This is a genomic window from Brachybacterium sp. SYSU DS0246 (assembly GCF_059391765.1).
Map to the genome: position 1 here is coordinate 1 of NZ_JBZXYT010000030.1, position 23,593 is coordinate 23,593.

Annotated in this window: 22 protein-coding genes; 10 read left to right on the plus strand and 12 right to left on the minus strand. The window is 70.7% G+C overall.

Features of this window, described 5'->3' with window-relative positions:
- The 5 genes from AC5020_RS13750 to AC5020_RS13770 form a co-directional block, all read right to left on the minus strand.
- The coding region (locus AC5020_RS13750) for a proton-conducting transporter transmembrane domain-containing protein (protein ID WP_464988679.1) at window positions 1–553 on the minus strand (553 nt) is incomplete at its 3' end.
- Between the two features lie 423 nt (window positions 554–976).
- A complete protein-coding gene (locus AC5020_RS13755) occupies window positions 977–3,580 on the minus strand; it encodes an alkaline phosphatase PhoX (protein ID WP_377020147.1) in 2,604 nt (867 codons plus the stop codon).
- Between the two features lie 249 nt (window positions 3,581–3,829).
- Window positions 3,830–4,243 carry a universal stress protein gene (locus AC5020_RS13760; RefSeq protein WP_377020146.1) on the minus strand — a complete coding sequence of 138 codons (414 nt, stop codon included), beginning with the start codon at window positions 4,241–4,243 and terminating at the stop codon, window positions 3,830–3,832.
- Window positions 4,244–4,315: 72 nt separating this feature from the next.
- The gene (locus tag AC5020_RS13765) at window positions 4,316–5,776 is read right to left on the minus strand and encodes an APC family permease (RefSeq protein WP_377793525.1); all 1,461 of its coding nucleotides are present in this window, start codon (window positions 5,774–5,776) and stop codon (window positions 4,316–4,318) included.
- 261 nt (window positions 5,777–6,037) lie between these two features.
- A complete protein-coding gene (locus AC5020_RS13770) occupies window positions 6,038–7,738 on the minus strand; it encodes an LssY C-terminal domain-containing protein (RefSeq protein WP_464988680.1) in 1,701 nt (566 codons plus the stop codon).
- 77 nt (window positions 7,739–7,815) lie between these two features.
- Here AC5020_RS13770 and AC5020_RS13775 point away from each other — a divergent pair, with 77 nt between their 5' ends.
- Window positions 7,816–8,652 carry an aldo/keto reductase gene (locus AC5020_RS13775; protein ID WP_464988681.1) on the plus strand — a complete coding sequence of 279 codons (837 nt, stop codon included), beginning with the start codon at window positions 7,816–7,818 and terminating at the stop codon, window positions 8,650–8,652.
- A gap of 220 nt (window positions 8,653–8,872) precedes the next feature.
- On the opposite strand, the gene AC5020_RS13780 is transcribed toward AC5020_RS13775, so the two are convergent.
- From AC5020_RS13780 to AC5020_RS13795, 4 genes are all read right to left on the minus strand, one after another.
- A complete protein-coding gene (locus AC5020_RS13780; RefSeq protein WP_464988682.1) occupies window positions 8,873–9,637 on the minus strand; it encodes an iron ABC transporter ATP-binding protein in 765 nt (254 codons plus the stop codon).
- A complete protein-coding gene (locus tag AC5020_RS13785) occupies window positions 9,634–10,806 on the minus strand; it encodes an iron chelate uptake ABC transporter family permease subunit (RefSeq protein WP_464988683.1) in 1,173 nt (390 codons plus the stop codon). The genes AC5020_RS13780 and AC5020_RS13785 overlap by 4 nt, the downstream gene beginning before the upstream one ends.
- A complete protein-coding gene (locus tag AC5020_RS13790; protein WP_464988684.1) occupies window positions 10,799–11,770 on the minus strand; it encodes an ABC transporter permease in 972 nt (323 codons plus the stop codon). Before AC5020_RS13790 ends, AC5020_RS13785 begins: the two co-directional genes overlap by 8 nt.
- 206 nt (window positions 11,771–11,976) lie before the next feature.
- Window positions 11,977–12,996 (minus strand): siderophore ABC transporter substrate-binding protein, encoded by a 1,020-nt coding sequence (locus AC5020_RS13795; protein ID WP_464988685.1) that lies wholly within the window; start codon window positions 12,994–12,996, stop codon window positions 11,977–11,979.
- Window positions 12,997–13,496: 500 nt separating this feature from the next.
- Here AC5020_RS13795 and AC5020_RS13800 point away from each other — a divergent pair, with 500 nt between their 5' ends.
- The 3 genes from AC5020_RS13800 to AC5020_RS13810 all read left to right on the plus strand — a co-directional run bounded on the left by AC5020_RS13800 (window position 13,497) and on the right by AC5020_RS13810 (window position 16,025).
- Window positions 13,497–14,222, plus strand: coding sequence for a hypothetical protein (locus AC5020_RS13800; RefSeq protein WP_464988686.1), 726 nt, complete (start codon window positions 13,497–13,499; stop codon window positions 14,220–14,222).
- A gap of 148 nt (window positions 14,223–14,370) precedes the next feature.
- The gene (locus tag AC5020_RS13805) at window positions 14,371–14,721 is read left to right on the plus strand and encodes a YciI family protein (protein WP_377793517.1); all 351 of its coding nucleotides are present in this window, start codon (window positions 14,371–14,373) and stop codon (window positions 14,719–14,721) included.
- 5 nt (window positions 14,722–14,726) lie between these two features.
- The gene (locus tag AC5020_RS13810; RefSeq protein ID WP_464988687.1) at window positions 14,727–16,025 is read left to right on the plus strand and encodes an RNA polymerase sigma factor; all 1,299 of its coding nucleotides are present in this window, start codon (window positions 14,727–14,729) and stop codon (window positions 16,023–16,025) included.
- 74 nt (window positions 16,026–16,099) lie between these two features.
- On the opposite strand, the gene AC5020_RS13815 is transcribed toward AC5020_RS13810, so the two are convergent.
- The 3 genes from AC5020_RS13815 to AC5020_RS13825 all read right to left on the minus strand — a co-directional run bounded on the left by AC5020_RS13815 (window position 16,100) and on the right by AC5020_RS13825 (window position 17,860).
- Window positions 16,100–16,531: a hypothetical protein gene (locus AC5020_RS13815; protein ID WP_377020135.1), complete on the minus strand. Its 432-nt coding sequence runs from the start codon at window positions 16,529–16,531 to the stop codon at window positions 16,100–16,102.
- 75 nt (window positions 16,532–16,606) lie between these two features.
- Window positions 16,607–16,918 (minus strand): 2TM domain-containing protein, encoded by a 312-nt coding sequence (locus AC5020_RS13820; RefSeq protein ID WP_377020134.1) that lies wholly within the window; start codon window positions 16,916–16,918, stop codon window positions 16,607–16,609.
- Window positions 16,919–17,056: 138 nt separating this feature from the next.
- On the minus strand, window positions 17,057–17,860 hold the full coding sequence (locus AC5020_RS13825) for a methyltransferase domain-containing protein (protein ID WP_464988688.1): 804 nt from the start codon (window positions 17,858–17,860) through the stop codon (window positions 17,057–17,059).
- A 274-nt stretch (window positions 17,861–18,134) separates the two neighbouring features.
- Here AC5020_RS13825 and AC5020_RS13830 point away from each other — a divergent pair, with 274 nt between their 5' ends.
- The 6 genes from AC5020_RS13830 to AC5020_RS13855 all read left to right on the plus strand — a co-directional run bounded on the left by AC5020_RS13830 (window position 18,135) and on the right by AC5020_RS13855 (window position 23,586).
- Window positions 18,135–19,664 carry a purine-cytosine permease family protein gene (locus AC5020_RS13830; RefSeq protein ID WP_464988689.1) on the plus strand — a complete coding sequence of 510 codons (1,530 nt, stop codon included), beginning with the start codon at window positions 18,135–18,137 and terminating at the stop codon, window positions 19,662–19,664.
- A gap of 20 nt (window positions 19,665–19,684) precedes the next feature.
- The gene (locus tag AC5020_RS13835; RefSeq protein ID WP_377793511.1) at window positions 19,685–20,221 is read left to right on the plus strand and encodes a hypothetical protein; all 537 of its coding nucleotides are present in this window, start codon (window positions 19,685–19,687) and stop codon (window positions 20,219–20,221) included.
- Between the two features lie 356 nt (window positions 20,222–20,577).
- Window positions 20,578–21,204: a flavin reductase family protein gene (locus tag AC5020_RS13840; RefSeq protein ID WP_464988690.1), complete on the plus strand. Its 627-nt coding sequence runs from the start codon at window positions 20,578–20,580 to the stop codon at window positions 21,202–21,204.
- Window positions 21,205–21,256: 52 nt separating this feature from the next.
- A complete protein-coding gene (locus tag AC5020_RS13845; RefSeq protein WP_464988691.1) occupies window positions 21,257–22,255 on the plus strand; it encodes a DMT family transporter in 999 nt (332 codons plus the stop codon).
- 133 nt (window positions 22,256–22,388) lie between these two features.
- Window positions 22,389–22,976: a cysteine hydrolase family protein gene (locus AC5020_RS13850; RefSeq protein WP_464988692.1), complete on the plus strand. Its 588-nt coding sequence runs from the start codon at window positions 22,389–22,391 to the stop codon at window positions 22,974–22,976.
- Window positions 22,977–22,980: 4 nt separating this feature from the next.
- Window positions 22,981–23,586 (plus strand): DUF488 domain-containing protein, encoded by a 606-nt coding sequence (locus AC5020_RS13855; RefSeq protein WP_464988693.1) that lies wholly within the window; start codon window positions 22,981–22,983, stop codon window positions 23,584–23,586.
- Window positions 23,587–23,593: the final 7 nt, after the last annotated feature.

A 23,593-nucleotide genomic window follows, 5' to 3' on the forward strand; every position in this document is an offset into this window, starting at 1 on the left:
CCAGCCGCACCACCATCAGCGACACGGCCGTCAGCAGGCTCAGGCCGCCGAGGAAGGTGATCAGCAGCGTGCGCATCGAGGCGGCCTGACCGGCGCTGCCCGAGCGGGCGATCAGCAGGAAGGAGGCGATCGAGGTGAGCTCCCAGGTGATGAACAGCAGCACCAGGTCGTCGGCGAGCACGAGGCCCACCATCGACAGGGTGAACAGCACCATCACCAGGGAGAAGCTGAGGTGGCGCCCGGGCTCGAAGTATCGCGCCGAGTAGGCGAGCACGATCGCGCCGATGACCAGGGCGATCATGGCGAAGACGATGCCGACGCCGTCCGCGCGCAGGGCGAGATCGATGTCCCACTGCGGAGCCCACGGCATCGTGAACACAGCAGCGGGATCGTCGCCGGCGCCGGCGAGGACCGCCGAGGCGGCCGGGATCAGGGTCGCGGTGGCCACGAGGTACAGCCCGGCGAGCACCCAGCAGGCGGCGCGGCCGAGCACCCGGTCCAGCAGCGGCGTGAGCGCGGCCGTGGCGAGCAGGATCAGGAGCGTCCAGAGCACCGACACCGTCAGCACCCCGGCCGGGAGCGGTCGGACGTGGCGGGGCGGGGCATGGCCGTGATCCTACCGATCTGCAGGCGGCGGCCAAAGTTCCGGACGCCCACCGGGCACTCCGACGGGCCCGCGCGCGCACGCGAGATAAATAAGCCTCGTTCGCACGCCTCACGCCCCGTTTCCGTGGCCGGAATCACGCGCTCGAGGGGTGCTCCGGGCTGAGGCCGAGGCATCGGCCGGCCCCGCGGAGCCGACCCCGCAGTGGCGGAGCCGATCCCAGCGCAGCGGTCATGCGCACCTCGGACGGCCACGACGGACGGCCCCGCAGCCGTGTGGCTGCGGGGCCGTGTGGCTGCGGGGCTGTGTGGCTGCGGGGCCGTCGCGTCGTCGGGACCGGAGGGTCGGCCACCCGATGCAGGAGACCGGCGATCAGCCGCCCATGAACGTGATGTTCTGCTCCGTGCGGGCGCGGTGCAGGAACGCCGCGGTGGCGTCACGGTTCATCGGGTTCAGCGGACGGTAGGTGCCATCGCTCCAGCCCTTGGAGATGCCCTGGTCCTCGAGCCAGGCGATCTCCTTGGCGTACATGATGTGCGTGGGCACGTCCTCGAAGGGACGCTCGGTGGGCTCGTCGAAGGCGGGCGAGCCGGCGTAGCGGTACATGAACGCCGCCATCGCATCGCGCGCGATGGGCTGGGTGGGCCGGAAGGTGCGGTCGCTCCAGCCGGTCGTGATGCCCTGCTGGTACGCCCAGATGATCGCGTCGTAGTGCTCCTGACCGCGCTCGACGTCGCGGAACGGCTCGCTGCGCGGGGGCGTGACCTCCGGCGAACCGGCCAGGCGGTGCAGGAACGCGGCCATCGCGTCACGGTTGACGGGCTGGACGGGACGGAAGGTGCCGTCCTTGTAGCCCTTGGCGATGCCGTTCTCGTACGCCCAGATGACCGACTCGTAGTGCTCGTCCTCAGGGCCCATGTCGGAGAAGGGGTGCTCCTCGGCGATCGGCAGCACCTGGATCACGGCGGGCTTGGGGCCGACGCCGTCGAAATCGGGGAAGTAGGAGCGCTGGTCGCCCCACTCGCCGTCCTCACCGGGGTGCTGGACCGAGACGAAGGCGGTCTGGTCCTGGTCGCGGATGATCGGGCCGCAGGTCTCGGCGTCGATCGGGACCGAGAGGAACTGCTCGACGCGGCCGCGGCTGTCGCCGTCCAGGGTCACGCGGAACAGGCCGTCGTTGTAGCCGATGCCCGAGGGGGCGCCGTCGGTGGAGATCCAGAGGTTGCCCACCGAGTCGAAGGCGAGGTTGTCCGGGCAGGAGATCGGGGAGACCTTGTCCTGCGGGAATCCGGAGAAGTAGGTCTGATCGCCCTGCTCGGGGTCGCCGCACACCATCAGCAGGTTCCAGGAGAACGTCGTCGAGGACTGGTCGCCCTGCTCGTCGATCTCCACGATGTGGCCGTCGCGGTTCTCCGTGCGAGGGTTCATCTCGTCGGCCGGCGCGTTGCCGTCGACGCCGCGGCCGGAGTTGTTGGTGCAGGCGACGTACACGCGGCGGGAGGCCAGGGAGGGCTCGACGTCCTCGCAGCGGTCCATCTTGGTCGGGCCCACGGTGTCGGCCGCGAGGCGGGTGTTGACCAGGACCTCCTCGACGGTGAAGCCCTCGACCTGGGACTTGCCCTTGAGCACGAGCGGCAGCCACTCGCCGGTGCCGTCGAAGGCGCCGTCGGAGGGAACCTCGCCGGAGCCGTCGATCTCGTCGGCGGAGTTGCCGGTGAACTTGGCGACGAAGAGGTCGCCCTCCTCCAGCAGCTTCATGTTGTGGTCGCGGTCGCCCTCGACGTACTTCTTCTTGGAGACGAACTTGTAGAGGTAGTCGAAGACCTCGTCGTCGCCCATGTACGCGACGACGCGGTCGTCCTCGCCGATGATCACGTTGGCGCCCTCGTGCTTGAAGCGGCCCATCGCGGTGTGCTTGCGAGGGGTGGACTCGGGGTCGAACGGGTCGACCTCGACGATCCAGCCGAAGCGGTTGGGCTCGTTCTCGTAGCCCTCGTTGCGGGCGTCGAAGCGGTCGTACTTCTGCTCCCACAGGCGGGAGGTCTCGCGGTCAGCCAGGCCGTAGCGCTGCTCGGCCTCAGAGGTGCCGGGAGCGCGGAAGTAGCCGTGGAAGTTCTCCTCGCCGGAGAGCAGCGTACCCCAGGGGGTCAGGCCGCCGGCGCAGTTGCCGAGCGTTCCCAGGACGGTCCTGCCCTTGGGGTCGTCAGCGGTCGTGACCAGGTCGCTGCCGGCGGCGGGGCCGGTCAGGGCGAACTCGTCGTCGAGATGGATGCGGCGGTTCAGCTCCGCGCCCTGGACATAGCTGTAGGGCGAGATGGCGTTCTCGCGCTCGAGCTCGACGACGGTGAGCCCGTGGGCGGCCATGCCGATCTCGATGATGTCGTCCTGGTCCGTGTCGGCCGGGAACATGATGTTCTCGTTCGTGTACTCGTGGTTCACGAACATCACGGCGCGCTTGCCGTCGGTGTCCGGGATCTCCTGGATCTCGGTGTAGTCGTTGTTGTAGCCGAACTGGACCCGCTGGGCCTCGGCGCTCTGGGCGTTCCAGTCGAACTCGGGGGCGTCGTCGAACAGCGGGTCGCCCCAGCGGATCACGGGGTGCCACTCGAAGCCCTCGGGCACGGTGAACTCGTCGGTCTCGAAGTTCACCGGAGCGATCGCGTCGAAGTCGAGCGAGGTGCCGTTGGGGGCGAGGGCGGGCGCGGGGCCGACGGTCGGGGCCGCCGGAGAGGAGCCGGCCGGGGCCGCGACGGCGCCCTGGGTGCCGGCCAGGGCGATCGCGATGGCGCCGCCGGTGCCGCCGAGCATGGTGCGGCGGGAGAGCGCGGCGGAGGCGATGTCGCGGAAGGTGGAGTTGTCGCTGTGGTTGCAGGGGCCGTAGGCGCACTGGTTACCGCACTTCAGCGCACACGTCACCGCCGAGCGCTTGCCGCGCACGGAGTCCTTCATCATCAGAGGCAGGTCGATCAGGGCCATCGGAAGATCCTTTGCTGTTGATCGTGCTCTCGGCCGCGATAACGGGCGGAGTCGACCTGACAATGCGCCAGCAAAGTGATCCCGTTCTCGCCCTGAGGCGACACCGGGGTGAACTCTGAGAGGAATTCGTATGACGCGAGTGCGGCGTCCCGGGCTCGGCACGGAGTCCGTGCCGGTCAGGGTCGCGGTGGGGCGGAGGAGTCAGGGCCTGGGTGGGCTGAGGGGTCAGGGTCTCGGTGGGCTGAGGAGTCAGGGCCTCGGTGGGCTGACGAAGGTGTCGGGCTTGACCAGCACCACCGGCACGGGCGATTCGATCGCGACCCGCTGCGAGGTCGAGCCCAGCAGGATCTTCCCGATCGGGGTGCGGCGCCGGATGCCGATCACGACGAGGTCGACGGCGTCGTTCTCGATGGCGTCGAGGATGTCGTCGGCCGGGTCGTCGCGCTTGGGGACGGTGCGCAGCTCGTGCTCGAGGCCGGTCTCGGCCAGGCGCTCCGCGAGCGGCCGGGGGTCGCTGACGCCGCGGGCCTTGCGCGGGTCCGGCGCGCGCTCGGAGGCGAGCACCAGGAGGGAGGCGTCGCGCCGCCTCGCCTCCTCGACGGCGAAGGCGAGCGCGGCCTCACTGGTCGCACTGGGGACATAGGCCAGCAGGACGGTGGTCATGGCATCTCCCTGGGGGAACGGTCGAAGAGGGCGGCGACTCGGGCGAGGTCCGGGTTCCGCCGGGAACTGAGCTCAGCCGAGGTCGTCGGGGTGGCGGATGCGGGTGCGCCGGGATCGGACGGCGCTGTTGTAGATCCAGGTGATCGCGAACAGCACCAGGCCGATCGCGAGGAGACCGCCGGCGATGATGTAGTTCTGCGCGGGCTGCGCCAGCGGCGTGATCAGGGCGAAGGCGGTGATCGCGCCGATCACCGGCAGCACCGTCGGGGTCCGGAAGTGGCCCTCGCGGCCCGGTTCCCGGCGCAGGACCAGCACCGCCACGTTGACCAGGCCGAACACGGCCAGCAGCAGCAGCGCGGTGGTGCCGCCGAGAGCGGAGATGGTGCCTTCGGCGAGGACGTAGCGCACGGTGAGCACCAGCGCGAAGGCCAAGCCGGTGGAGAAGAGGATCCCGGCCCACGGGGTGCGTCGGCTGCGCAGCACCCCTCGCAGGAACCCGGGCAGCACTTCCTGCTTGGCCATGCCGTACAGCAGGCGGGAGGCCATCATCATGTTGATCAGCACCGTGTTGGCCACCGCGAAGATCGAGATGAACGCGAAGATCGTATCGATCGGGATGCCCGGGGCGCCGACCTCGACGACGGTCAGCAGCGGTGTGGTCGCCTCCGTGAGCTGACCGATCGGGACCACGGCCACGGCGAGCACGGAGATCAGCACGTAGATCACGCCGGTGATGGACAGGCCGCCGATCAGTGCGCGCGGGAAGTTCTTGACCGGGTTGACCGTCTCCTCGGCCATGTTCACCGAGTCCTCGAAGCCGACCATCGAGAAGAACGCCAGGGCGGTGGCGCCGATGACGGCCATGAACAGGCTCTTGTCGTTCGCGGTCTCGAACAGGATCACGCGGGAGAAGTCCGCCTTGCCCTCGGCGATCGCGAAGAAGCCGACGAGGATGACGAGGGTGAGGCCAGAGAGCTCGATGAGGGTCAGGGCGACGTTCGCCTTCACCGACTCCGAGACGCCGTAGAGATTGATCAGGGCGACCAGGGCGATGAACGCCAGCGCGATCGCCGTCGCGGTCCCGGTCGCGGCGCCCCCGAGGGTCTCGTCCAGCCCGAAGGCCTTGAGCACGTTGTCGGCGAGGAAGATCGAGCTGGTCGAGGCCGAGGTGATGCCGGAGGAGAGCACCGCGAAGGTGACCATGAAGGTCAGGAAGTGGATGCCGAACGCCTTGTGGACGTACAGCGCGGCACCGGCGGCCTGCGGGTACTTGGTGACCATCTCGACGTAGGACAGCGCCGAGACCATGGCCACGGCGAAGGCGATGATGATCGGCAGCCAGCCCGCGCCGCCCACTTCCCCGGCGACCTTGCCGGTCAGGGCGTAGACGCCGGTTCCCAGGATGTCGCCGACGATGAACAGCAGCAGGAGCTTGGGGGTGATGGCCTGCTTCAGCTCGGGCTGGTCGGAGGCGCCGCCGGCCGGTGCCGGGTCGCCCGGCGCTGCCGGGGCAGGCTCGTGGGGCTCGCTCATCAGGATCCTCCCGGGGAACGGGGATTCGGGCGGGCCGCTCAAGGTGGCGCCGGGCTCGCGATGAGCGTCGGCGCTCAGGGACACCGTGAACGGCTGACAGCGAACTCTACTCCGTGGTGTCCGTGCTCACACCGAGGCCGACGGGAAACAGACCGACGTGTTGCGCCGCGCCCGGTCCGGCCGCGGACACGCGTCTCCGCCGGCCTCAGCAGACCGGCTCTGCCAGCCCTCTCAGCGCTGCGTCGAACGCTGTTGCGGCCATCAGCGCCGCTGCGTCGGCCGCTCCGCCGGTTGCGCCAGGTCCCCCTGCGGCAGCCCGTCGTCCGTCCCGCCGGGGGCGTGGCCGTCCACCTCGCCGGCCTGGCCCCGGTCCTCGGACCTGCTCTCGCCAACGTCCACGTCCTCGCCCGCGGCCTGGTCCGCGCCCTCGTCCTCGTCCTCGTGGGAGGAGACGCGCAGCGTCTGCACCCACTGGCGAGAGGCGTCGGAGCTGATCGCGAGCACGCCGAGGGCGGAGGCACCGGCGCCGACCAGCAGCGAGTGGGTCACGTCGCCGCCGGAGGAGGTGGCCAACGCCAGGCGCACGACCGCGTCGGCCGTGAACACGGCCATCAGGGCGATCCGGGCCCAGCGGCTGCGGCGCAGCACCCCGATCAGCAGCAGCACCAGCATCAGGGCGAACCCGGAGGCCACGCCCAACCCGGTCTGGCCGGGGAACAGCAGCGTCGCGTCATCGAACAGAGGCAGCGGGCTCGTCCCCAGCAGCTGGGTGAGCCATTGCGCGACCACGAGCCCCGCCTGCAGCAGCACGAGGGCGCCGGTGAACGCGACCGTCGGCGGCGGCAGGTGGTGGTCGGCCGCCCGGGCCACGGCCTCGTGGAAGTCGTCGACCGTCCCGTGCCACTGCGCAGAGATCTCGTTGCCCAGATCGGTGCGGCCGGTGACGCCGCTGGTGAGGCGGGCCGCGGCCAGCGCGGACTGGGTCGCGGCGCGGGCGCGGGCCTTCATCACGGTGGTCCCCGTCGGCCGGTGCCGGGGCAGCATCATCGCGGTCGCCCCGTCGGACCGGGAGGCGGCGCCGGCCACATCGATCACCGGCAGGTGGCCGTCGGTGCGGAACCGGTCGCCCTGGCCGTTGCGGTGGTGGTACGCGGTCGAGAACTCGTGGATCATCTCGACGGGGATCTCCCGGTCGGCGTAGCGCACGGTGTCGATCAGGTAGTCGCGCTCGACGTCGATGTTCTCGTCGATGCGGTGGGTGACCTGGAGGGTGAAGAACGAGAAGCCGACGGCGCGGTCGTAGGTGCCGGCGGCGAGCCAGTCCGCCCGGTAGCCGCCGGGCAGCACGAAGTCCGGCGGCATCCGCCAGAACCGCACGTGGTGACGTTTGGTGGTGGTCCCGCCGACCTCCTGCTGGTAGGTGAAGTCGTGGCGTCGGCCCATCAGGTACAGGTCGGAGACGGGTGCCGAGGGGTACGAGCTGCGCAGCAGCGTCGAGCGGACCATCGACCAGGCCGAGGAGACGGTGCGCTCCTCGGCGAGCACCCAGCCCGCGCGGCGCATCGCCACGTGCAGATCGCGCTCGGGGCCGTCGAAGGCGAGGTTGATCGGGTCCGAGAGCACGCCCTCGGTGGTTCGGGTGCGGCCGAAGAAGTAGTCCGGCAGATAGATCCAGGTCATCAGCTGATGCAGGCGCGGCAGCGTGATGTAGGTCAGCAGGATCCAGAATCCAGCCAGGTACAGCAGCCGGATGGGCGTCAGCGAGAAGCCCTCGATCAGGTACAGCAGCGCCAGCCACACCGAGACCACCACGCCGGTGGCGATGAACAGGGTGTCCAGCAGTCCGTACACGTCCAGCCGCCGCCCCTCGGGGGTGTGCCCGCGGGCATGGTCGTAGGCGGGCGGTCCGTCGGGGACGGGCCGCTCCAGCGGTGCAAGACGTGAGCTGCGTGCCGGTGTCACCGGGTCCGCCCCGGGCTCGTCGAGCTCATGACTCCATCGTAGGCTGGCGGCGACGCCGATCCCTCCAGGAGGAGACCATGTCCACCAGTCCTTCGCTGACCTTTCATGACGGCCACCCGATCCCGCAGCTCGGCTACGGCGTGTACAAGGTCGACAACGAGGTCGCGGCCGACCTGACCGGGCAGGCCATCGACGCCGGCTACCGTCACATCGATACCGCCAAGCTGTACGGCAACGAGGAGGGCGTGGGCCGCGCGGTGCGCGCCGCCGACGTGCCCCGCGAGGACCTCTTCGTCACCACCAAGCTGTGGAACGACGAGCACGCCTACGATGACGCGATCGCCGCGTGCGAGGCGTCCCTGGAGCGGCTGGGCCTGGACTACATGGACCTCTACCTCATCCACTGGGCGGTCCCGTCCCAGGGCCAGTACGTCGAGGCGTGGGAGGCGCTGGTCGAGTTGCAGAAGCGGGGCCTGACCCGCTCGATCGGTGTCTCGAACTTCCCGCTCGCCGAGCTCGAGGAGATCATCGCCGCCATCGGCGTCACCCCGGTGATCCACCAGATCGAGCTGCATCCCTACTTCCAGCAGCGCGAGCTGCGCGAGGCCCACGCCCAGCACAGCATCCTCACCCAGTCCTGGGGGCCGCTCGGCCAGGGCAAGTCCGACCTCCTCGAGAACCCCGTCATCACCGGCATCGCCGCTGCCCACGGCGCCACCCCGGCCCAGGTGGTCCTCGCCTGGCATCTCGCCCACGACATCGTGGCGATCCCGAAGTCGGCCACGCCCTCTCGGATCGTGGAGAACCTGGAGTCGGTCCAGCTGCAGCTGAGCCCCGACGACATCGCCGCGATCGACGAGCTGGACCGCCCCGACGGCCGCGCCGGGTTCGACCCCGCCCAGAAGCGGGACTGACCGCGGGTCCGGTCGACGGACGGCGCGGGCTCGACGCAGCCCGGGCTCGACGCGACCCGTCGCGGCCCGGCGCGGCCCGGCGCGACTCCTCCGCAGGATCCGTGACCGCGTTGGTATGGCGCTCCAATTCCCACGAGGTCGCGGATCCCGCGCTGCCGACGCAGGGTCGGGCGTCGTCGGCCCCGAGCGCAGGAACGTCGGCGCAGCCTTCCGCCTGCTCTCAGTAGTACACGGCGAGCGGGCCGCTGGGCCCTTCGATGACCTGGACCGGGGTGTCGAACACCCGGGTGAGCACCTCCCCGTCCATGATCTGCTCGACCGGGCCGGCCTCGACCACACCGCCGTCCTTCATCGCGATGATGTGGTCGCCGTAGTGGGCGGCGAAGTTGATGTCGTGCAGCACCACGACGACGGTGCGGCCCAGCTCGCGGGCGGCGTCCCGGAGCCGGCCCATCATCTGCACGCTGTGGCGCATGTCGAGGTTGTTCAGCGGTTCGTCCAGCAGCACGTACTCGGTGTCCTGGGCGAGGACCATGGCGACGTAGGCACGCTGTCGCTGGCCGCCGGAGAGCTGGTCGAGGTAGCGGTCCTCGAGCTCGTCGAGGTTCAGGAAGTCGATGGCCTCGCTGATCTTCTGCTCATCCAGCCTGGTCAGCCGCCCCTTGGAGTAGGGGAAGCGGCCGAACCCCACCAACTGGCGCACGGTGAGCCGGGTGATGAAGTGGTTCTCCTGGCGCAGCACGGAGAGGATCTTCGCGAGGTCCTTCGAGGCGGTGGAGCCGACGTCGTACCCGGCCACTTCGATCGCGCCCTCGTCGATCCCCAGCAGTCGGCCGGCCATGGTCAGCAGCGTGGACTTGCCCGCGCCGTTCGGGCCCACCAGCGCCGTGACCCCGCCGGCGGGGATCTCGAGGCTGACCGGGCCGATCTCGATGGTCCGCGAGCCCGAGGTGTATCGCTTCCGCACCGCGTCGATGGTGATCACAGGCGCCCCTTCCGCAGGATGACGGCGAGGAAGACGGACCCGCCGACGAGTTCGATGATGATGGAGACCACTCCCTGCGCGTAGAAGACGTGGTTCATCAGGAAGTACGCCCCGGAGAGCACGACGAATCCGGCCAGCACGCCGACCGGCAGCAGCCGGCGATGGTCGTGGGTGCCGGTCAGCTGGTACGTCAGCGTCGCGACCAGGAAGCCGAAGAAGGTCATGGGGCCGATCAAGGCGGTGGAGACCGCCATCAGCACCGAGACCAGCACCAGGGTGTAGATGGTCTGGCGGCCGTGGTCCACGCCGACGTTCAGGCACACGTCCCGGCCCAGGGCGATGACGTTGAGGCGGCGGGCGTTCAGCCACACCAGCACCCCGGCGACCAGGCACAGCGGGATCGCGTAGGGCAGGTATTCGACGCTCGCGTTGGTGACCGAGCCGAACAGGCGGGCGCTGAGCACGTCGAACTCGCTGGGGCTCAGCAGGCGCTGCATGAAGGTCGAGACCGACCCCAGCCCTCCCCCGATGATGATGCCGATCAGCAGCATCACCTGCATGTTCGCGTACTTCCCGCGCAGCAGCCAGCCGTACAGCAGCACGGAGAGGCCCACCATCAGCGCCACCTGCGCGAGGAATTGCGCGGTGCCCTGGAGCGCCACCACTCCGGCCACGCCGAGCAGGTAGACGGCGGCGGTCTGGATGACGGTGTACAGCGACTCGAAGCCCATGATCGAGGGCGTGATGATGCGGTTGTTCGTCACCGTCTGGAAGGCGATGGTAGCTGTGGCCTGGCAGAACGCGGCGACCGCCATGACCACCAGGGAGGTCGCGCGCAGCTCGGCGATCAGCCAGAAGCCCCGGGTGCCGACGGGCATCGGGTTGTCGATGGCCAGCAGTCCGAGCCCGAACGCGGCTGCGAGGACCACGAGCATGCCGACCACGATCCAGTAGTGCCTGCGGGACCTGGCGTCCGGGAAGGGGCCGGAGCTGCTGCGGGGCCGGGGCAGCGGGCGCGGGGCCGCCGCGTCGAGGACGGCGTCGGCCGGGGAGGTGGAGACGGCCTGGCCGGGGTCCGCGCCGGTCGCGGTCCCAGCGGCGGTCGCCGCCCCAGCGGCGGGTGCCGGTCCCGCGGCGGGTGCCGAGCCGGTCAGCGTGCGCTCACCCATGGCGGCGCTGCCTCAGCAGGAGGGCGATGAACACGATGGCGCCAACGATCCCCAGGATCAGTGAGACCGGCACCTCGAAGGGCATGATGATCGTGCGCCCGATGAGGTCGCAGACGGTGACCACGGCGATGCCCAGCAGCGCCACCCACGGCAGGTTGCTGCGCAGGTCGTCGCCCCGGATCATCGAGACCACGTTGGGCACGATGAGACCGAGGAAGGGCAGGTTCCCCACCACCACGGTGACCACGCCGGTGGCGATGGCGACCAGGCCGGTGCCCATCAGCAGCACCCGCTGGTAGTTCACGCCGACGTTGGTGGCGATGTCCTCGCCCAACCCGGCGACGGTGAGCCGGTCGGCGACCAGGAACACCGCCACCCCGACCAGCGCCACGATCCACAGCACCTCGTACTGGCCGCGCAGCACGGAGGTGAAGGAGCCGGCGAACCACACCCCGAGGTTCTGCAGGGCGTCGAACTGGAGGGCGACGAAGGTCGAGACGGAGCCGACGACGGCGCCGAGCATGATGCCGATGATCGGCACGATCAGGGAGCTGCGCAGGGTCACCTTCCGCAGGAAGGCGAAGAACACCATGGTGCCGACGAAGGCGAAGGCGATCGCGACCGTCATCCGGGTCAGGAGGCTGGCCTGCGGTGCGAGCACCATCACCAGGATCAGCCCCAGGCCGGCCCATTCGGTGGTGCCGGTGGTCGAGGGCTCGACGAACCGGTTCTGGGTCATCAGCTGCATGATCAGCCCGGACATGGCCATCGCGGCGCCGGCGAGGACCAGCGCGATGGTGCGCGGGATCCGGGTGATCGCGAACATCTCGCCGCCGTCCTCGGCTCCCACCACGTCGTAGACACCGGTCAGCAGCGAGGCGACCAGCAGCAGGGCCACCACCGCGAGGGCGACGACGAGCTTCGCGTCCAGCAGCGGTTCGCGGCCGCGAGCTCGCTCGGGCACCCCGTCGGGCGCCGGCGCGACCGTCGGCGAGAGGGATCTCGCCGGGTCGGCAGGCGCCGGGCCGCCTGTCACCGGGCCGGGCCGCGAGGACGCCGGCCGAGACGCGGCGAGCCGGGTCGAGGGGGCTCGCGAGGAGGCGGGCCGGGGCGCAGCGGGCCGGGGCACAGCGGGCCGAGGCGAGGACGAGGACGACATCGTGCCAGGGCTCAGGCCGCGCCCTCGAGCGCGTCGGCCAGGGCCTCGAAGTACTCCGTGTACGTCTGGATCGATTCGTTGGTGTACGTATCCGCGGGCATGTAGACGAGGCGGCCCTCGGCGACGGCGGTGACCCCGGCGAGCGCCTCGGAGGCCTCGAGGATCTCGGCCGCCGGCTCGTAGGCCGGGTCGTCGGCGGAGATCGCGGCGTCGCGGTCCATGACCAGGATCCAGTCCGGGTTGGACTCGGCGATGGCCTCGACGGAGATGTCGTCGCCCTGATGGTCGTCGCTGGCGCCCTCCACCTCGAGCGCGGGGACGAAGCCGAAGGCCTCGAACGTCCAGCCCAGGGTGCGGCCGGCTCCGGGGGCGATGTACCCGATCTCGCCGCCGGAGACGTTGACGGCCATGACGGTGTCGGAGCCGTTGTAGGCGGCGGTGACGCGCTCCATGGCGGCATCGAGGTCGGCGCCGAGCTGCTCGGCCTCGGCCTCCTTGGAGAACACCGCCCCGAGGGCGCTGACCTGGCGCTTGAGCTCGTCCGCGAAGGGGTGGTCATCGCGGGGGTCGAGTTCGAGGATGGCCGCGTCCGGGGCGAGGCGGGCGAAGTCCTCGTGGTAGTCCGCGAAGCGCTGACCGTTGATGATCAGGGTCGGCTCGGCGGCGACGACCGCCTCGAGATCGGGTTCGCGATGGTTGCCGAGATCGATGATCGACTCGTCGTCCCGGTAGGAGATCGTCGTCGGCATCAGGGCGCGCGCAGCAGCAGTGAGCGTGACATCCCAGTCCTGGAGCGTCTCGAAGGTGCGGTTGTCCGTCGCGACGACGGAGGCCGGCGGGGTCTGGACGGTCTGGGTGCCGTTGTTGTCCTCGATCTCCACGGTGCCCGCCGCGCCGCTGTCACCCCCGTCGGACGCACCGCCGTCGGCGGCCTGGGTGCTGCCGCCACAGGCGGTCAGGACCACGCCCAGAGCACCGGCGGTGGAGAGCGCGCTGAAGTGGCGACGGGAGAGACGGGAGTGGGAGGTCATGGGGCTGCCTTCTGTCGAGGGAAAGGGACCGGTCCGGGAGAGCGGAGCGCGTCGCGGCCACACTGAGGTTAGCCTTACCTCTGCCATTTACGCCACTCATGCTTTGCATTATTTCGCGTATCGAGACGGGCACGGGAGCCGCGACCCCGCCGCTAGGCTGGGCCGCGGCCGGGCACGCGTATCGTCCGCGCCGGGGAGCAGGGCTCGAGGGGAGCAGCAATGTCCGAGCGTCCAGGCACGTCCGAGCCGCCGCAGCTGCCCGACTTCAGCGGCGGGGCCGGCGGCAGCGCGGGCGGCGGGGCATCGATCCCGGGAACCGGAACCCCGGGCACCGGTGGCGGGCCTGGTGGCTCCGGTGGCTCCGATGGGGTCGGTGGCCTAGCGGGCCCAGTGCCGGGCACGGCGGGACTCCCGGCGGGGGCGGCGGCAGGGGCCCGATCATCGCCGTCGCCCTCGGCGGCGTCGGTGTTCTGGTGGTGGTGCTCGCGATCGTGGCACTCGTGTTCTCACAGACCGTGTTCTCGACTGACGCCGAGGATCCGACCGCCGCCGAGGAGACCTCTGCTGCCGATGATCCCGAGGAGACCCGGCCCAAGGAGTACGTCCCCTCCGAGGAGGCGACGGACGAGGCCGGCGGCGCCGAGCCGACGTTCACCGAGCAGCCCACCACCGAGTGCACGGTCCACGAGGACAACAACTCGCAGGCCGAGCAGTCCGACGGCACGGTGCGCAGCGGCGGTCTGGAGTTCGCTGTCCAGCCGGATTGGGGCACCGGGAGCAACTGGGGCTCGCAGTCCTCGTACATGGTTGATGTCGCCGCCGCGGAGCAGGAGGTCGAGGACGGTTGGTACTCCGTCGCCGCCGTGGGCGCCGTGGAGTACCCCGAGGACGAGGGCGGCTACCCGGGCGTCGAGGACGCCGCGCGAGCCATCTTCCAGTGCGGCATCTCGCGCGATCAGGCCCAGGAGATCTACGGACCGGACCCTGAGCTGGAGAACTACCGCGACGAGGCCCTCACGGTCGACGGGCACGACGGCTGGATCGTCACCGCGACGGTCATGCTCTCGGACCTCAGCCTGCTCGACACCACGGAGTCATGGGAGATCGCCGTGATCGTCGTGGATACGCCGGAGGGCCCCGCGGCGTTCGACGGCGGTGCCGCCACCGGGCACGAGCAGCAGGTCGCCGACCTCCAGGCCATGATCGACAGCCTCAGCGTGGCCTGACAGCGCGGGATGTGCCCGGCACGGGGCGGGGCGGGCGATCCCGGCGACGTCGATCCGATTCCGGAGAACTGTCGATCTGCTCGGCGCCCGTTCGTCATAGTGGTGTCCGGGCCGCTCGGCTCGGTCACCGCACCACCGAGGAGTGAGCATGAAGTACGTACTGCTGCTGATGGGAAACATGGCCGATGACCGCTGCGGCGAGACCGACGAGGGCCCGAACCCCGAGGAGTTCATGGCCTTCGACGCGGAACTGAAGGAGGCCGGCGTGCTCGCCGGCGGCTTCGCCCTCACCGATCCGGACGAGGGCACGAGTGTCTCCAAGGCCGATCGCGATGCCGAACCGGTGATCACCGCCGGTCCCTATGCCGAGAGCCGCGAGTTCGTCGGCGGCACCATCGTCCTGGATGTCGCGAACCTTGACGAGGCTCTGACCTGGGCCACCAAGTGCCCTGGGGCGATCGGCGGCCGCATCGAGGTGCGCCCGCTCGCGGAGTACTGAGGGCGGTGACCATCGCCGCGGCGCACGAGGAGCCGCCCGCCGACGACGTGCTGACCCGGGTCCACCGGGAGGAGCACAGCCGCCTGCTGGCAACCCTCGTGCGCCGCTTCGGCGATCTCGACCTCGCCGAGGACGCCGCCCAGGAGGCGATGGAATCCGCCCTGCGCACGTGGCCTCGGCAGGGCGTGCCCGAACGGCCGCTGGCCTGGCTGACCACCGCCGCCAAGCGCGTCGCCCTGGACCGCGTGCGACGTGACGCCACCTACGCCCGCCGGCTCGCGGAGCTGCACGTGGCCGAAGAGGCCGCGGCCACGCCTCCGGCCGATGCTGACGTCCTCGCCGACGGGGACCTGCCCGACGAGCGCCTCGCCATGCTCATGGGTTGCTGCCACCCCGCCATCGCCCCGGCCGACCGCATCACCCTGATGCTGCGCTTCGTGGGCTCGCTGAGCACCGCGGAGATCGCGCAGGCCCTGCTGGTACCGGTGGCGACCCTGCAGGCGCGGATCACCCGCGCCAAGAAGCGGATCGCGGCAAACCGGATCCCGTTGACGGTGCCGGCCGATCCCGCGGACCGCGAGCGCCGGCTGCCTCTGGTGCTGACCGCGATCTCGCTGATCTTCACCGAGGGCTATGCCGCAACCAGTGGTGACGCCCCGATCCGGCAGGAGCTCACGGCCGAGGCGATCCGTCTGGCGCGGATCACGCACGGCCTGCTCCCCTCGGCCGCGGAACCACAGGGGCTGCTGGGCCTGCTGCTGCTCGCCGATGCCCGCTCCCCAGCCCGCCAGGACGCCGACGGCGTGCCGATCCCACTCGAGGACCAGGACCGCTCGCGGTGGGATCGCGATCTGCTCGCCGAGGGCCTGGCACTGGCCGAGGGGGCGGCGGGCCGCCCGGATGCCGGACGCTTCACGATCCAGGCCGCGATCGCCGCCGTGCACGCGGAGGCCGCGCGCTACGAGGACACCGACTGGCCGCAGATCCTCTCGCTGTACGACTTGCTGCTGGCACGCGGCGAGGACCCGGTAGTGCGGATGAACCGGGCCATTGCCGTGGGGAGGGCACGAGGACCTCAGGAAGGGCTGGCACTGCTCGAGGGGCTGGCCGATGATCCCGAACTCGCCCGCCACCATCCCTTCCACATCGCGGTCGCCCTGTTCCGCGACGAGGTGGGCCGGCGCGAGGAGGCCGCGGCAGCGTGGGCCCGGGCGCTCGAGCAGGTGGACAACGCCGCCGAGCAGCGGTTCATCGAGCGACGCCTGGCCGAGAGCGAGGGCTCGACATCCACGGCCCGGGACTGACGACCTCCGCCGCCGGCGGGCGTGGGCCCGGCCTACGACGGGCCCGACCGTCGGCGAGGAAGGCGTTCAGCCGGTCAGGCCTTCAGCGACTTCTTCTGCTTGGTCTGCTTCTTCTCCGCCAGCAGGAGAGCGCCGGCGATCGCGAGCAGCCAGGTGTCCTTCGCGACGGCCGTGCCGTCCTGACTGGGACGCACGCCGTCGGACTCGGTCATCTCGGGGGTGCGCAGGTACATCGAGACCAGGCTTCCCGAGAAGGCGGCCAGGGCCGCGCCCGCGATCCGGTTGGGCACGAAGGGCAGCAGCAGCGAGGCGCCGACGGCGATCTCGCCGTAGCTGAGGAACTTCGCGAACTGCTCCGGCGTGAGCTTCTCCAGCGGCGGGACGCCCTTGGCGGCCATGCCCTGGAGGCCCTCGGCCATCTCGGCCGGCATGCCGAGCTTGCCGATTCCGGAGTTGAGGATGAACGCGCCGGGGATGGCGCGGAGGGCGATGGTGCTGAGGCTCATGTCGTCTCCAACGTCGAGGGTGGTTGCGTATTCAACGATACGCTCCCGCGCCCGTCTCGTCGAGGCCCCGCGGGCTCAGCGACGGCCGCTCAGCCGGTCCATCTCCTTGCGGACCCGGTCCTCGCTCTCGCCCGGGCCGAACAGTTCCCATGCCTGCCAGAACAGGCCGATCCCCCAGAACACCAGCACGAACAGCGGCCAGGGGAACCCGTAGCCGTAGCTGGCCCAGGACCAGAACAGGATCCCGTTGACCATCAGATAGACGGCCACCTGGACCGCGAACCCGCGGCGGGCGTGGATGTTCCGGGCGGCCTGTCGACGCAGTCCGGCCTCGTCGTCCTCGGGGATGTCGTGCGGGGCATCGGTGCGGTCATACGGCGTCTGCATCGCTGGCTCTCCCACTTGCTGCGCGGAACCGCCCGGTGCGGCTCCTTCCCTGTCCACGACCGTAGGAAGCCACGGCGAGCAGCGCCCATGACGGCTGTCATCGATGCACCCGACTCGGCGTCACGAGGGCATGGCCCGTCAGGGCCGGGCGAGGATCTCGCCGTGCAGGAGCACGAACCAGCCGTCGGGGTGGTCGGCCCAGCGACCGAACGCAGCGGCGATCTCCTCGAGCTCGTCGATGTCGGCCCACCCCTGGCGCTGGAGCTGATCGGCCAGCGGCGGCGTCGTGATCCGGCCGCTCCAGGTCTCGGACCAGGTCGCGCGGGTCTGCGGGGTCGCGTACAGCACCGTGGACGAGCTCGGCGTGACGTCCCCGAAGCCCGCTTCGTGCGCCCAGGCGAGCAACCGGCGACCCGCATCGGGGGTTCCCCCGTTGGCGCGGGCAGCGCGCACGTACAGCTTGCGCCATCTCTCCAGCAACGGGTCCTCGGGGAACCACCGGAAGCCGTCGTAGTCGCTGTCCCGGATCGCGACGACCCCGCCCGGGCCGGTGATCCGGCGGAACTCGGCGAGGGCGACCACCGGCCGGGGCAGATGCTGGAGGACCTGGTGGGCATGGACGACGTCGAAGGCGCCGTCGGCGAACGGCAGCTCATGAGCATCCCCGACCATCACCTCCACCGCGTCCAGCTCCTGCCGTGCGAGCTCCTCGCGCGTGATGCCGGCGGCGTGCTCGTCCACTTCGAGGGCGACCACGTTCTCCGGGCCGACGAGCCGGGCCAGGCCCGCAGTGATCGTCCCCGCCCCGCTGCCCACATCGAGCAGCCGCTGCCCGGCGCGAAGCTGCGGCAGGAGGTAGGCGGAGGAGTTCTCGGCGGTGCGTTGGCGGTGGCTGCCGAGGACTGCGGCACCGTAGCCGTGGGTGTAGGTCGGAACGGGCATGGGCCGACGGTAGGTGCCCCGGAGCGGGACGGGAACGGCGGTCCGTCCCGTGGGCGCAGCTGCACCTCCCGAGCCGCGGATCGCCGAGGGGCCCGATCTCCTGGACCGCGCCGAGCCTCCGGCGAGCATGTCGGCCGCCTCGTCCAGCACGCGGCGGGGGTATGGCACCCCGCTTGGGCGGCAAGCCTGCTGAGTGCCGTCATGGGACACTGCAGCTGACATCCGTCCACCCCGTCGGCCGGCCGTGCGCTGGTCGTTCTCTCCCGGAGCCGACATGACCTCCCCTGACAGCACCACTGCGCCGACGCCTCCCCCGGCCCCCGTCGGCGGCGCCGGCGTCATCGAGACCACCGGCATCGAGATCATCGCGGAGTCGGAGAGGACAGCGCGCCCGCGCGATCTCGTCTGGCCGTGGTTCGCCGCGAACGTCTCGGTGTTCGGCATGAGCTACGGCTCGTACCTGCTGGGATTCGGGATCAGCTTCTGGCAGGCCACGATCGTCGCGATCATCGGCATCATCATCAGCTTCGCCCTGTGCGGGCTGGTCGCGATCGCCGGCAAGCGCGGCAGCGCGCCGACGATGGTGCTCTCCCGCGCCGCGTTCGGCGTCCACGGGCAGAAGGTTCCCGGCATCGTCTCGTGGCTGACCTCGATCGGCTGGGAGACGAGCCTGGCGATCTCCGCGGTGCTGGCCACCGCCACCGTGTTCGACGTGCTCGGGGTCGCTTCCGGGCAGGCGGTCACCGTGATCGCGGCGATCCTCATCGCCGCCCTGATCGTGGTGGCGAGCGTGCTCGGCTATCACACGATCATGCGCCTGCATTCGATCCTGACCTGGGCCACCGGCGCCATGACCCTCGTGTTCATGGCCCTGACCATTCCCGCCATCGACTGGGCCGCGGTGGCGTCGGCGCCGAACGGGCCGCCGCAGGCGATGGTCGGTGCGCTGGTGATGGTGATGACCGGCTTCGGGCTGGGCTGGATCAACATCGCCGCCGACTGGTCGCGGTACCAGAAGCGCACGGCGTCCGACGGGTCGATCGTGCTGTGGAACACCGTGGGCGGTGCGGCCGCGCCGGTGGTGCTGGTGATCTTCGGGCTGCTGCTGGCCGGCTCCGATCCCGAGCTGAGTGCCGCGATCGAGGGCGACCCGATCGGCGCGCTGATCTCGATCCTGCCGCTGTGGGCGCTGATCCCCTTCTGGATCGTCGCGGTGCTGACCCTGGTCTCCGGTGCGGTGCTGGGCATCTACTCCTCCGGCCTGACCCTGCTGAGCCTGGGCATCAGGATCCCGCGCCCGGCCGCCGCCGCGGTCGACGGGCTGATCCTCACCGTCGGCACCATCTGGGTCGCGTTCTTCGCCACCAGCTTCATCGGCCCGTTCCAGAGCTTCCTGATCACCCTCGGCGTGCCGATCGCCGCGTGGGCCGGGATCCTCATCGCCGACGTCCTCTCCCGCCGCGCGGACTACGACGAGAAGGCCCTGTTCGACCCGACCGGCCGCTACGGCGCCGTGGACTGGACCTCCGTGGTCACACTGGTGGTGGCCTCGGTGATCGGCTGGGGCCTGGTCGTGAACTCCTTCACCGAGGCCGCGCCGTGGAACAACTGGCAGGGCTACCTGCTGGAGCCGCTGGGCCTGGGCACCTTCGTGGACGACCCGGCCGGTTCCTACTGGGAGGGCAACTGGGCCTACTCCAACATCGGCGTGATCCTCGCCCTCGTGCTCGGCTTCGGCGTCACCTGGTTCGCCCGCCGCGGCACGATCCGCCGGCAGGAGCAGGGAGCGGCTGCTCGGGCCTGAGCATTCGGAAGGAAGAAAACATGTCCGTCATGGAGATCGTGGCCTTCATCCCGATCATCGTCGGCCTCTGGCTGCTGAGCTTCCTGGTCCGGCGCCCCTGGATCCGCAAGCGGCATCCCGAGCGCCGCTGCGTCTCGCGACTGGTGGGCGTGATCGGCTTCGTGATCCTGCTGTTCGGCGTCCTGCTCGTGCTCGCGGGGATCACGAAGGGCGAGAACCCTGCCGAGATCCGGGCCGATGTGATCGCCGGCAGCGTGCTTCTGCTGATCGCCATCCTGCTGCTGTGGACCTTCTTCATCGTCTACGTCGAGGCGGGGCCGGACGCCTTCAGATCCCGGGGCATGCTGGGGCGCACCCGGACCATTCGCTACGCGGACATCGCCCGCATCAGCTACATCGGCTCCGGCGGCCCTGACGGCACGAACATCTCAAGCACCAGCCAGACCAGACTCAGGGCACGCGACGGCACCACGATCACCGCGGGCAACGGGCTGTTCGACTGGGAGCACTATCGGGCGTGGCAGGAGCGCACGGGACAGCAGGCACCGGAGGAGTGACCTCGGCGCGGGCCACTCCACCCCGTCCACCGGCCGACGCACCCGGCAGCGATCGCCGCGTGCCGGCCGTGGCCGCCGCGTCCCGTCCGTGACCGTCGCAGCCCGGCAGCCACCGCCGGGTACTGGCGAAATAGCGGGAGCCGATCGCCATAGAGCATCGGCACCCGCTATATCGCCACTACTTGGGCCGCGCGCCCCATCACAGGTCACCACCACTCGACCGGCGCGCCCCCATTAATGGTCACCACCACTTGACCGGCGCTCGCCCCACCGCCCACGGGGGTGCTGCCGCGTAGGCCAGTGCGCCGTCCGAATCCCGCTGGCACCGCTGCTGGAGCCGCCGGAGGATGGATGCCATGACAGAGCACGCTCCCACCACCACGGCGCACGAGTACATCGACCCGGGCATCCTCTATTTCGGGACCCCGGTCGTGTTGGTCAGCACCACCAACGAGGACGGCTCTCCGAATCTGGCGCCGATCTCCTCCGCATTCTGGCTCGGCCGGGAAGCGGTCATCGGCATCAGTCCCAGTTCGCAGTCCCGGAAGAACCTCGAACGCACGGGGGAGGCTGTCCTCGCCCTGCCGTCGGTCGATCTGGCCGGTGCGGTCGATTGTCTAGCCCTGACCACGGGATCGGCTCAGATGTCGGCGAACAAGGCCGCGCGCGGGTATCGCGTCCACCGCGACAAGTTCGGCCTGGCCGGCCTGACTCCCGTTCCGTCGCGGACCGTGACGCCGCCCGGGGTCCGCGAGTGCCCGGCGCTGCTCGAGTGCACTCTGCGAGAGGCGAGGGGCATGGTGTGCGAACTGCAAGTGCGGCAGGTCCTGGCGCACCCGAGCATCCGGGCCGAGGGGACCGAGCACCGCATCGACCCGGACCGCTGGCGCCCCCTGATCATGTCCTTCCAGCACTTCTACGGGCTCGGAGCCGAGGTGCACCCGTCCCGGTTGGCCACCATCCCCGAGGACCTCTACCGGTGAGCTGTCCGATTCCCGCCGGCAGGTCTCGCCGTGCTGGACGAGAATGTCTCTCGTGACCGAGCCTTCCCCCGCCCCTCCCCGTGCCCCGCATCCCGCCCTGCCCTGGCTCGCCGCCCTGGCAGTGATGATCATGTGGGCGTCCTCGTTCGTGGTGATCCGGGCCGGCGGGGCAGACTTCTCCCCGGGAGCGATGTCCCTGCTGCGCACCGGCGCGGCCGCGGTCGCACTGCTGCCGCTGGTGCTCCTGGGCCGGGTGCGCACACCGCGGACCTCGCGGCTGTGGGCGGCGGTGATCGCGTGGGGCATCGCCTGGTTCGCCGCGTACACGATCGTGCTGAACGCCGCCGAGCTCCTGATCGACGCCGCCACGGCAGCGATGCTGGTCAACGTGGCGCCGCTGATCGTCGCCGTCGTCTCCGGGCTGCTGATGGGCGAAGGGCTGCCGGCACGCCTGGTGGCGGGGATCCTGGTCGCCTTCGCGGGCATCGCCCTGATCACGGTGGCCACCTCGAGCGGACGGGTCTCCGGGCTCGGCCTGCTGCTCGGGCTGCTGGCCGCGCTGCTGTACGCCGGCAGCGTCCTCGCCCAGAAGCGCCTGCTGGCGCGAATCGGCTCGACGTCGATGACGTTGGTCGGCATCGTCGCGGGCTTCCTCGCCTGCCTCCCGTTCACCCCGGCACTGATCGGCGAGATCCAGGCGGCCTCGGCCACCTCGATCGTCACCGTCGTGTACATGGGCGTCTTCCCCACGGCCTTCGCATTCCTGCTGTGGGGCTACGCGCTGACCCGCACCCCGGCCGGGGTGCTGAGCTCCTCCTCGCTCATCGTCCCGGGCTTCACGGTGGCTCTGGCCTGGGTCCTGCTGGGCGAGGTGCCGCCGCCGCTGGCGGCCGTCGGCGGAGTGCTGTGCCTGGTCGGCGCGGGTTTCGCGGTGGCGCCGACCGTTCTCGCCGCCGTTCGGGAGCCGCGCTCGCCTGCCGCAGACGCTGCCGGGTCCGCGTCCCGACGTCAGCCGGCGCCCGCCGACTCCGCGGCGAGTGCCCCTCGATAGGCTGTTCGCGCCCCGTCCGACCGATCAGACCCGCCCGAAGGTCCCCTCAGGGCTTTTCGGTCCCGTCGACGGTCCCTGGGCCCGGCCCCGTCGGCCCCGTCGGCCCCGTCGGCCCCGTCGAAAAGGAGCACTCATGGCTACCAGCCCCGATGTCGCCGCCCCCTGGCTGCTGGTGGTCGACCCGCAGCGGATCTTCGCGGACCCGTCCTCGGACTGGGCCTCTCCCGGCTTTCCCGCCGCCATGGACCGGATCACCGCGCTCGCCGCCCACGTCGGCCGAGATCGCACGCTGGTCACCCGCTGGTTGCCCACCGCCGACCGCGATACGGCGTGGGGCGACTACTTCCGCGCCTGGCCCTTCGCCGACGTACCGGCGGAGGATCCGCTGTACGACCTGGTCGAGCAAGCACGCGACCTCTCCGCCCACCCCACCGTCGACGAGCCGACCTTCGGCAAGTGGGGACCGCAGCTCGCAGCGCGGATCGGCGCCGCACCCGGAACCGGCCCGCACCTGCTGGTCACCGGCGTCTCCACCGACTGCTGCGTGATCGCGACCGTGCTGGCGGCGGCCGACGCCGGCGTGCACGTCACCGTGGTCACCGATGCCGTCGCCCACTCCACCGCCGAGAACGGCGCGGCCGCCCTGCACACCATGGGCCTCTTCGAGCCGCAGGTCGAGCTGCGCACCGCCGACGACGTGATCGCCGGCGCGAGGTCCTGAGCCCATGCCGTCGGTCCCGCCTCCACTGCTCACCCTCGGGCACGGCCGCCTCGACCGCGCCGACCTCGCCGATCTGCTGCGCGGCGCCGGCATCGAGCGCCTGGTCGATGTACGCCGCTTCCCCGGCAGCCGCGCGAACGAGGCCGCCTCCCGCGGCGCGATCGAGGAAATCTGCGAAAACATCGGCGTCGCCTACCGCTGGGACGAGCGTCTGGGCGGTCGCCGTCGCCTCACCAAGGACGACGACGCCGCGTCCGCCGATCCCTGGTGGCGCGTCGCGCAGTTCCGCGCCTATGCGGCCTGGACCCGCAGCGAGGAGTTCCGCGCCGCGATCGCCGAGCTCCTCGACGACAGCTCCCGGGAGCGCACGGCGGTGATGTGCTCGGAGTCCGTGTGGTGGCGCTGCCATCGCCGCCTCATCGCCGACGTGATGCTCCTCGAGCACCAGGTGCCTGTCGAGCACCTGATGCCGTCCGGCCAGCTGCGCACCCATGAGTCGAGCGCCGGCGCCCGACTGGATGCCGACGGGCACGTGGTCTGGGACCGGACCGAGCCCGAGGACCGGGCCGAGGACAAGGACAGAACCGACCCGGAGGACCGCGGCGACTAGGCAGAAA

Coding starts and splice junctions, on each gene's coding strand:
- AC5020_RS13815 (WP_377020135.1), bottom strand. CDS start 16,531: ATGAGCCTCAGCACCATCGCCCTCCGCGCCATCCCCGGCGCGTTCATC.
- AC5020_RS13820 (WP_377020134.1), bottom strand. CDS start 16,918: ATGCAGACGCCGTATGACCGCACCGATGCCCCGCACGACATCCCCGAG.
- AC5020_RS13840 (WP_464988690.1), top strand. CDS start 20,578: ATGACAGAGCACGCTCCCACCACCACGGCGCACGAGTACATCGACCCG.
- AC5020_RS13775 (WP_464988681.1), top strand. CDS start 7,816: ATGTCCACCAGTCCTTCGCTGACCTTTCATGACGGCCACCCGATCCCG.
- AC5020_RS13785 (WP_464988683.1), bottom strand. CDS start 10,806: ATGGGTGAGCGCACGCTGACCGGCTCGGCACCCGCCGCGGGACCGGCA.
- AC5020_RS13805 (WP_377793517.1), top strand. CDS start 14,371: ATGAAGTACGTACTGCTGCTGATGGGAAACATGGCCGATGACCGCTGC.
- AC5020_RS13825 (WP_464988688.1), bottom strand. CDS start 17,860: ATGCCCGTTCCGACCTACACCCACGGCTACGGTGCCGCAGTCCTCGGC.
- AC5020_RS13765 (WP_377793525.1), bottom strand. CDS start 5,776: ATGAGCGAGCCCCACGAGCCTGCCCCGGCAGCGCCGGGCGACCCGGCA.
- AC5020_RS13855 (WP_464988693.1), top strand. CDS start 22,981: ATGCCGTCGGTCCCGCCTCCACTGCTCACCCTCGGGCACGGCCGCCTC.
- AC5020_RS13830 (WP_464988689.1), top strand. CDS start 18,135: ATGACCTCCCCTGACAGCACCACTGCGCCGACGCCTCCCCCGGCCCCC.
- AC5020_RS13795 (WP_464988685.1), bottom strand. CDS start 12,996: ATGACCTCCCACTCCCGTCTCTCCCGTCGCCACTTCAGCGCGCTCTCC.
- AC5020_RS13755 (WP_377020147.1), bottom strand. CDS start 3,580: ATGGCCCTGATCGACCTGCCTCTGATGATGAAGGACTCCGTGCGCGGC.
- AC5020_RS13850 (WP_464988692.1), top strand. CDS start 22,389: ATGGCTACCAGCCCCGATGTCGCCGCCCCCTGGCTGCTGGTGGTCGAC.
- AC5020_RS13760 (WP_377020146.1), bottom strand. CDS start 4,243: ATGACCACCGTCCTGCTGGCCTATGTCCCCAGTGCGACCAGTGAGGCC.
- AC5020_RS13835 (WP_377793511.1), top strand. CDS start 19,685: ATGTCCGTCATGGAGATCGTGGCCTTCATCCCGATCATCGTCGGCCTC.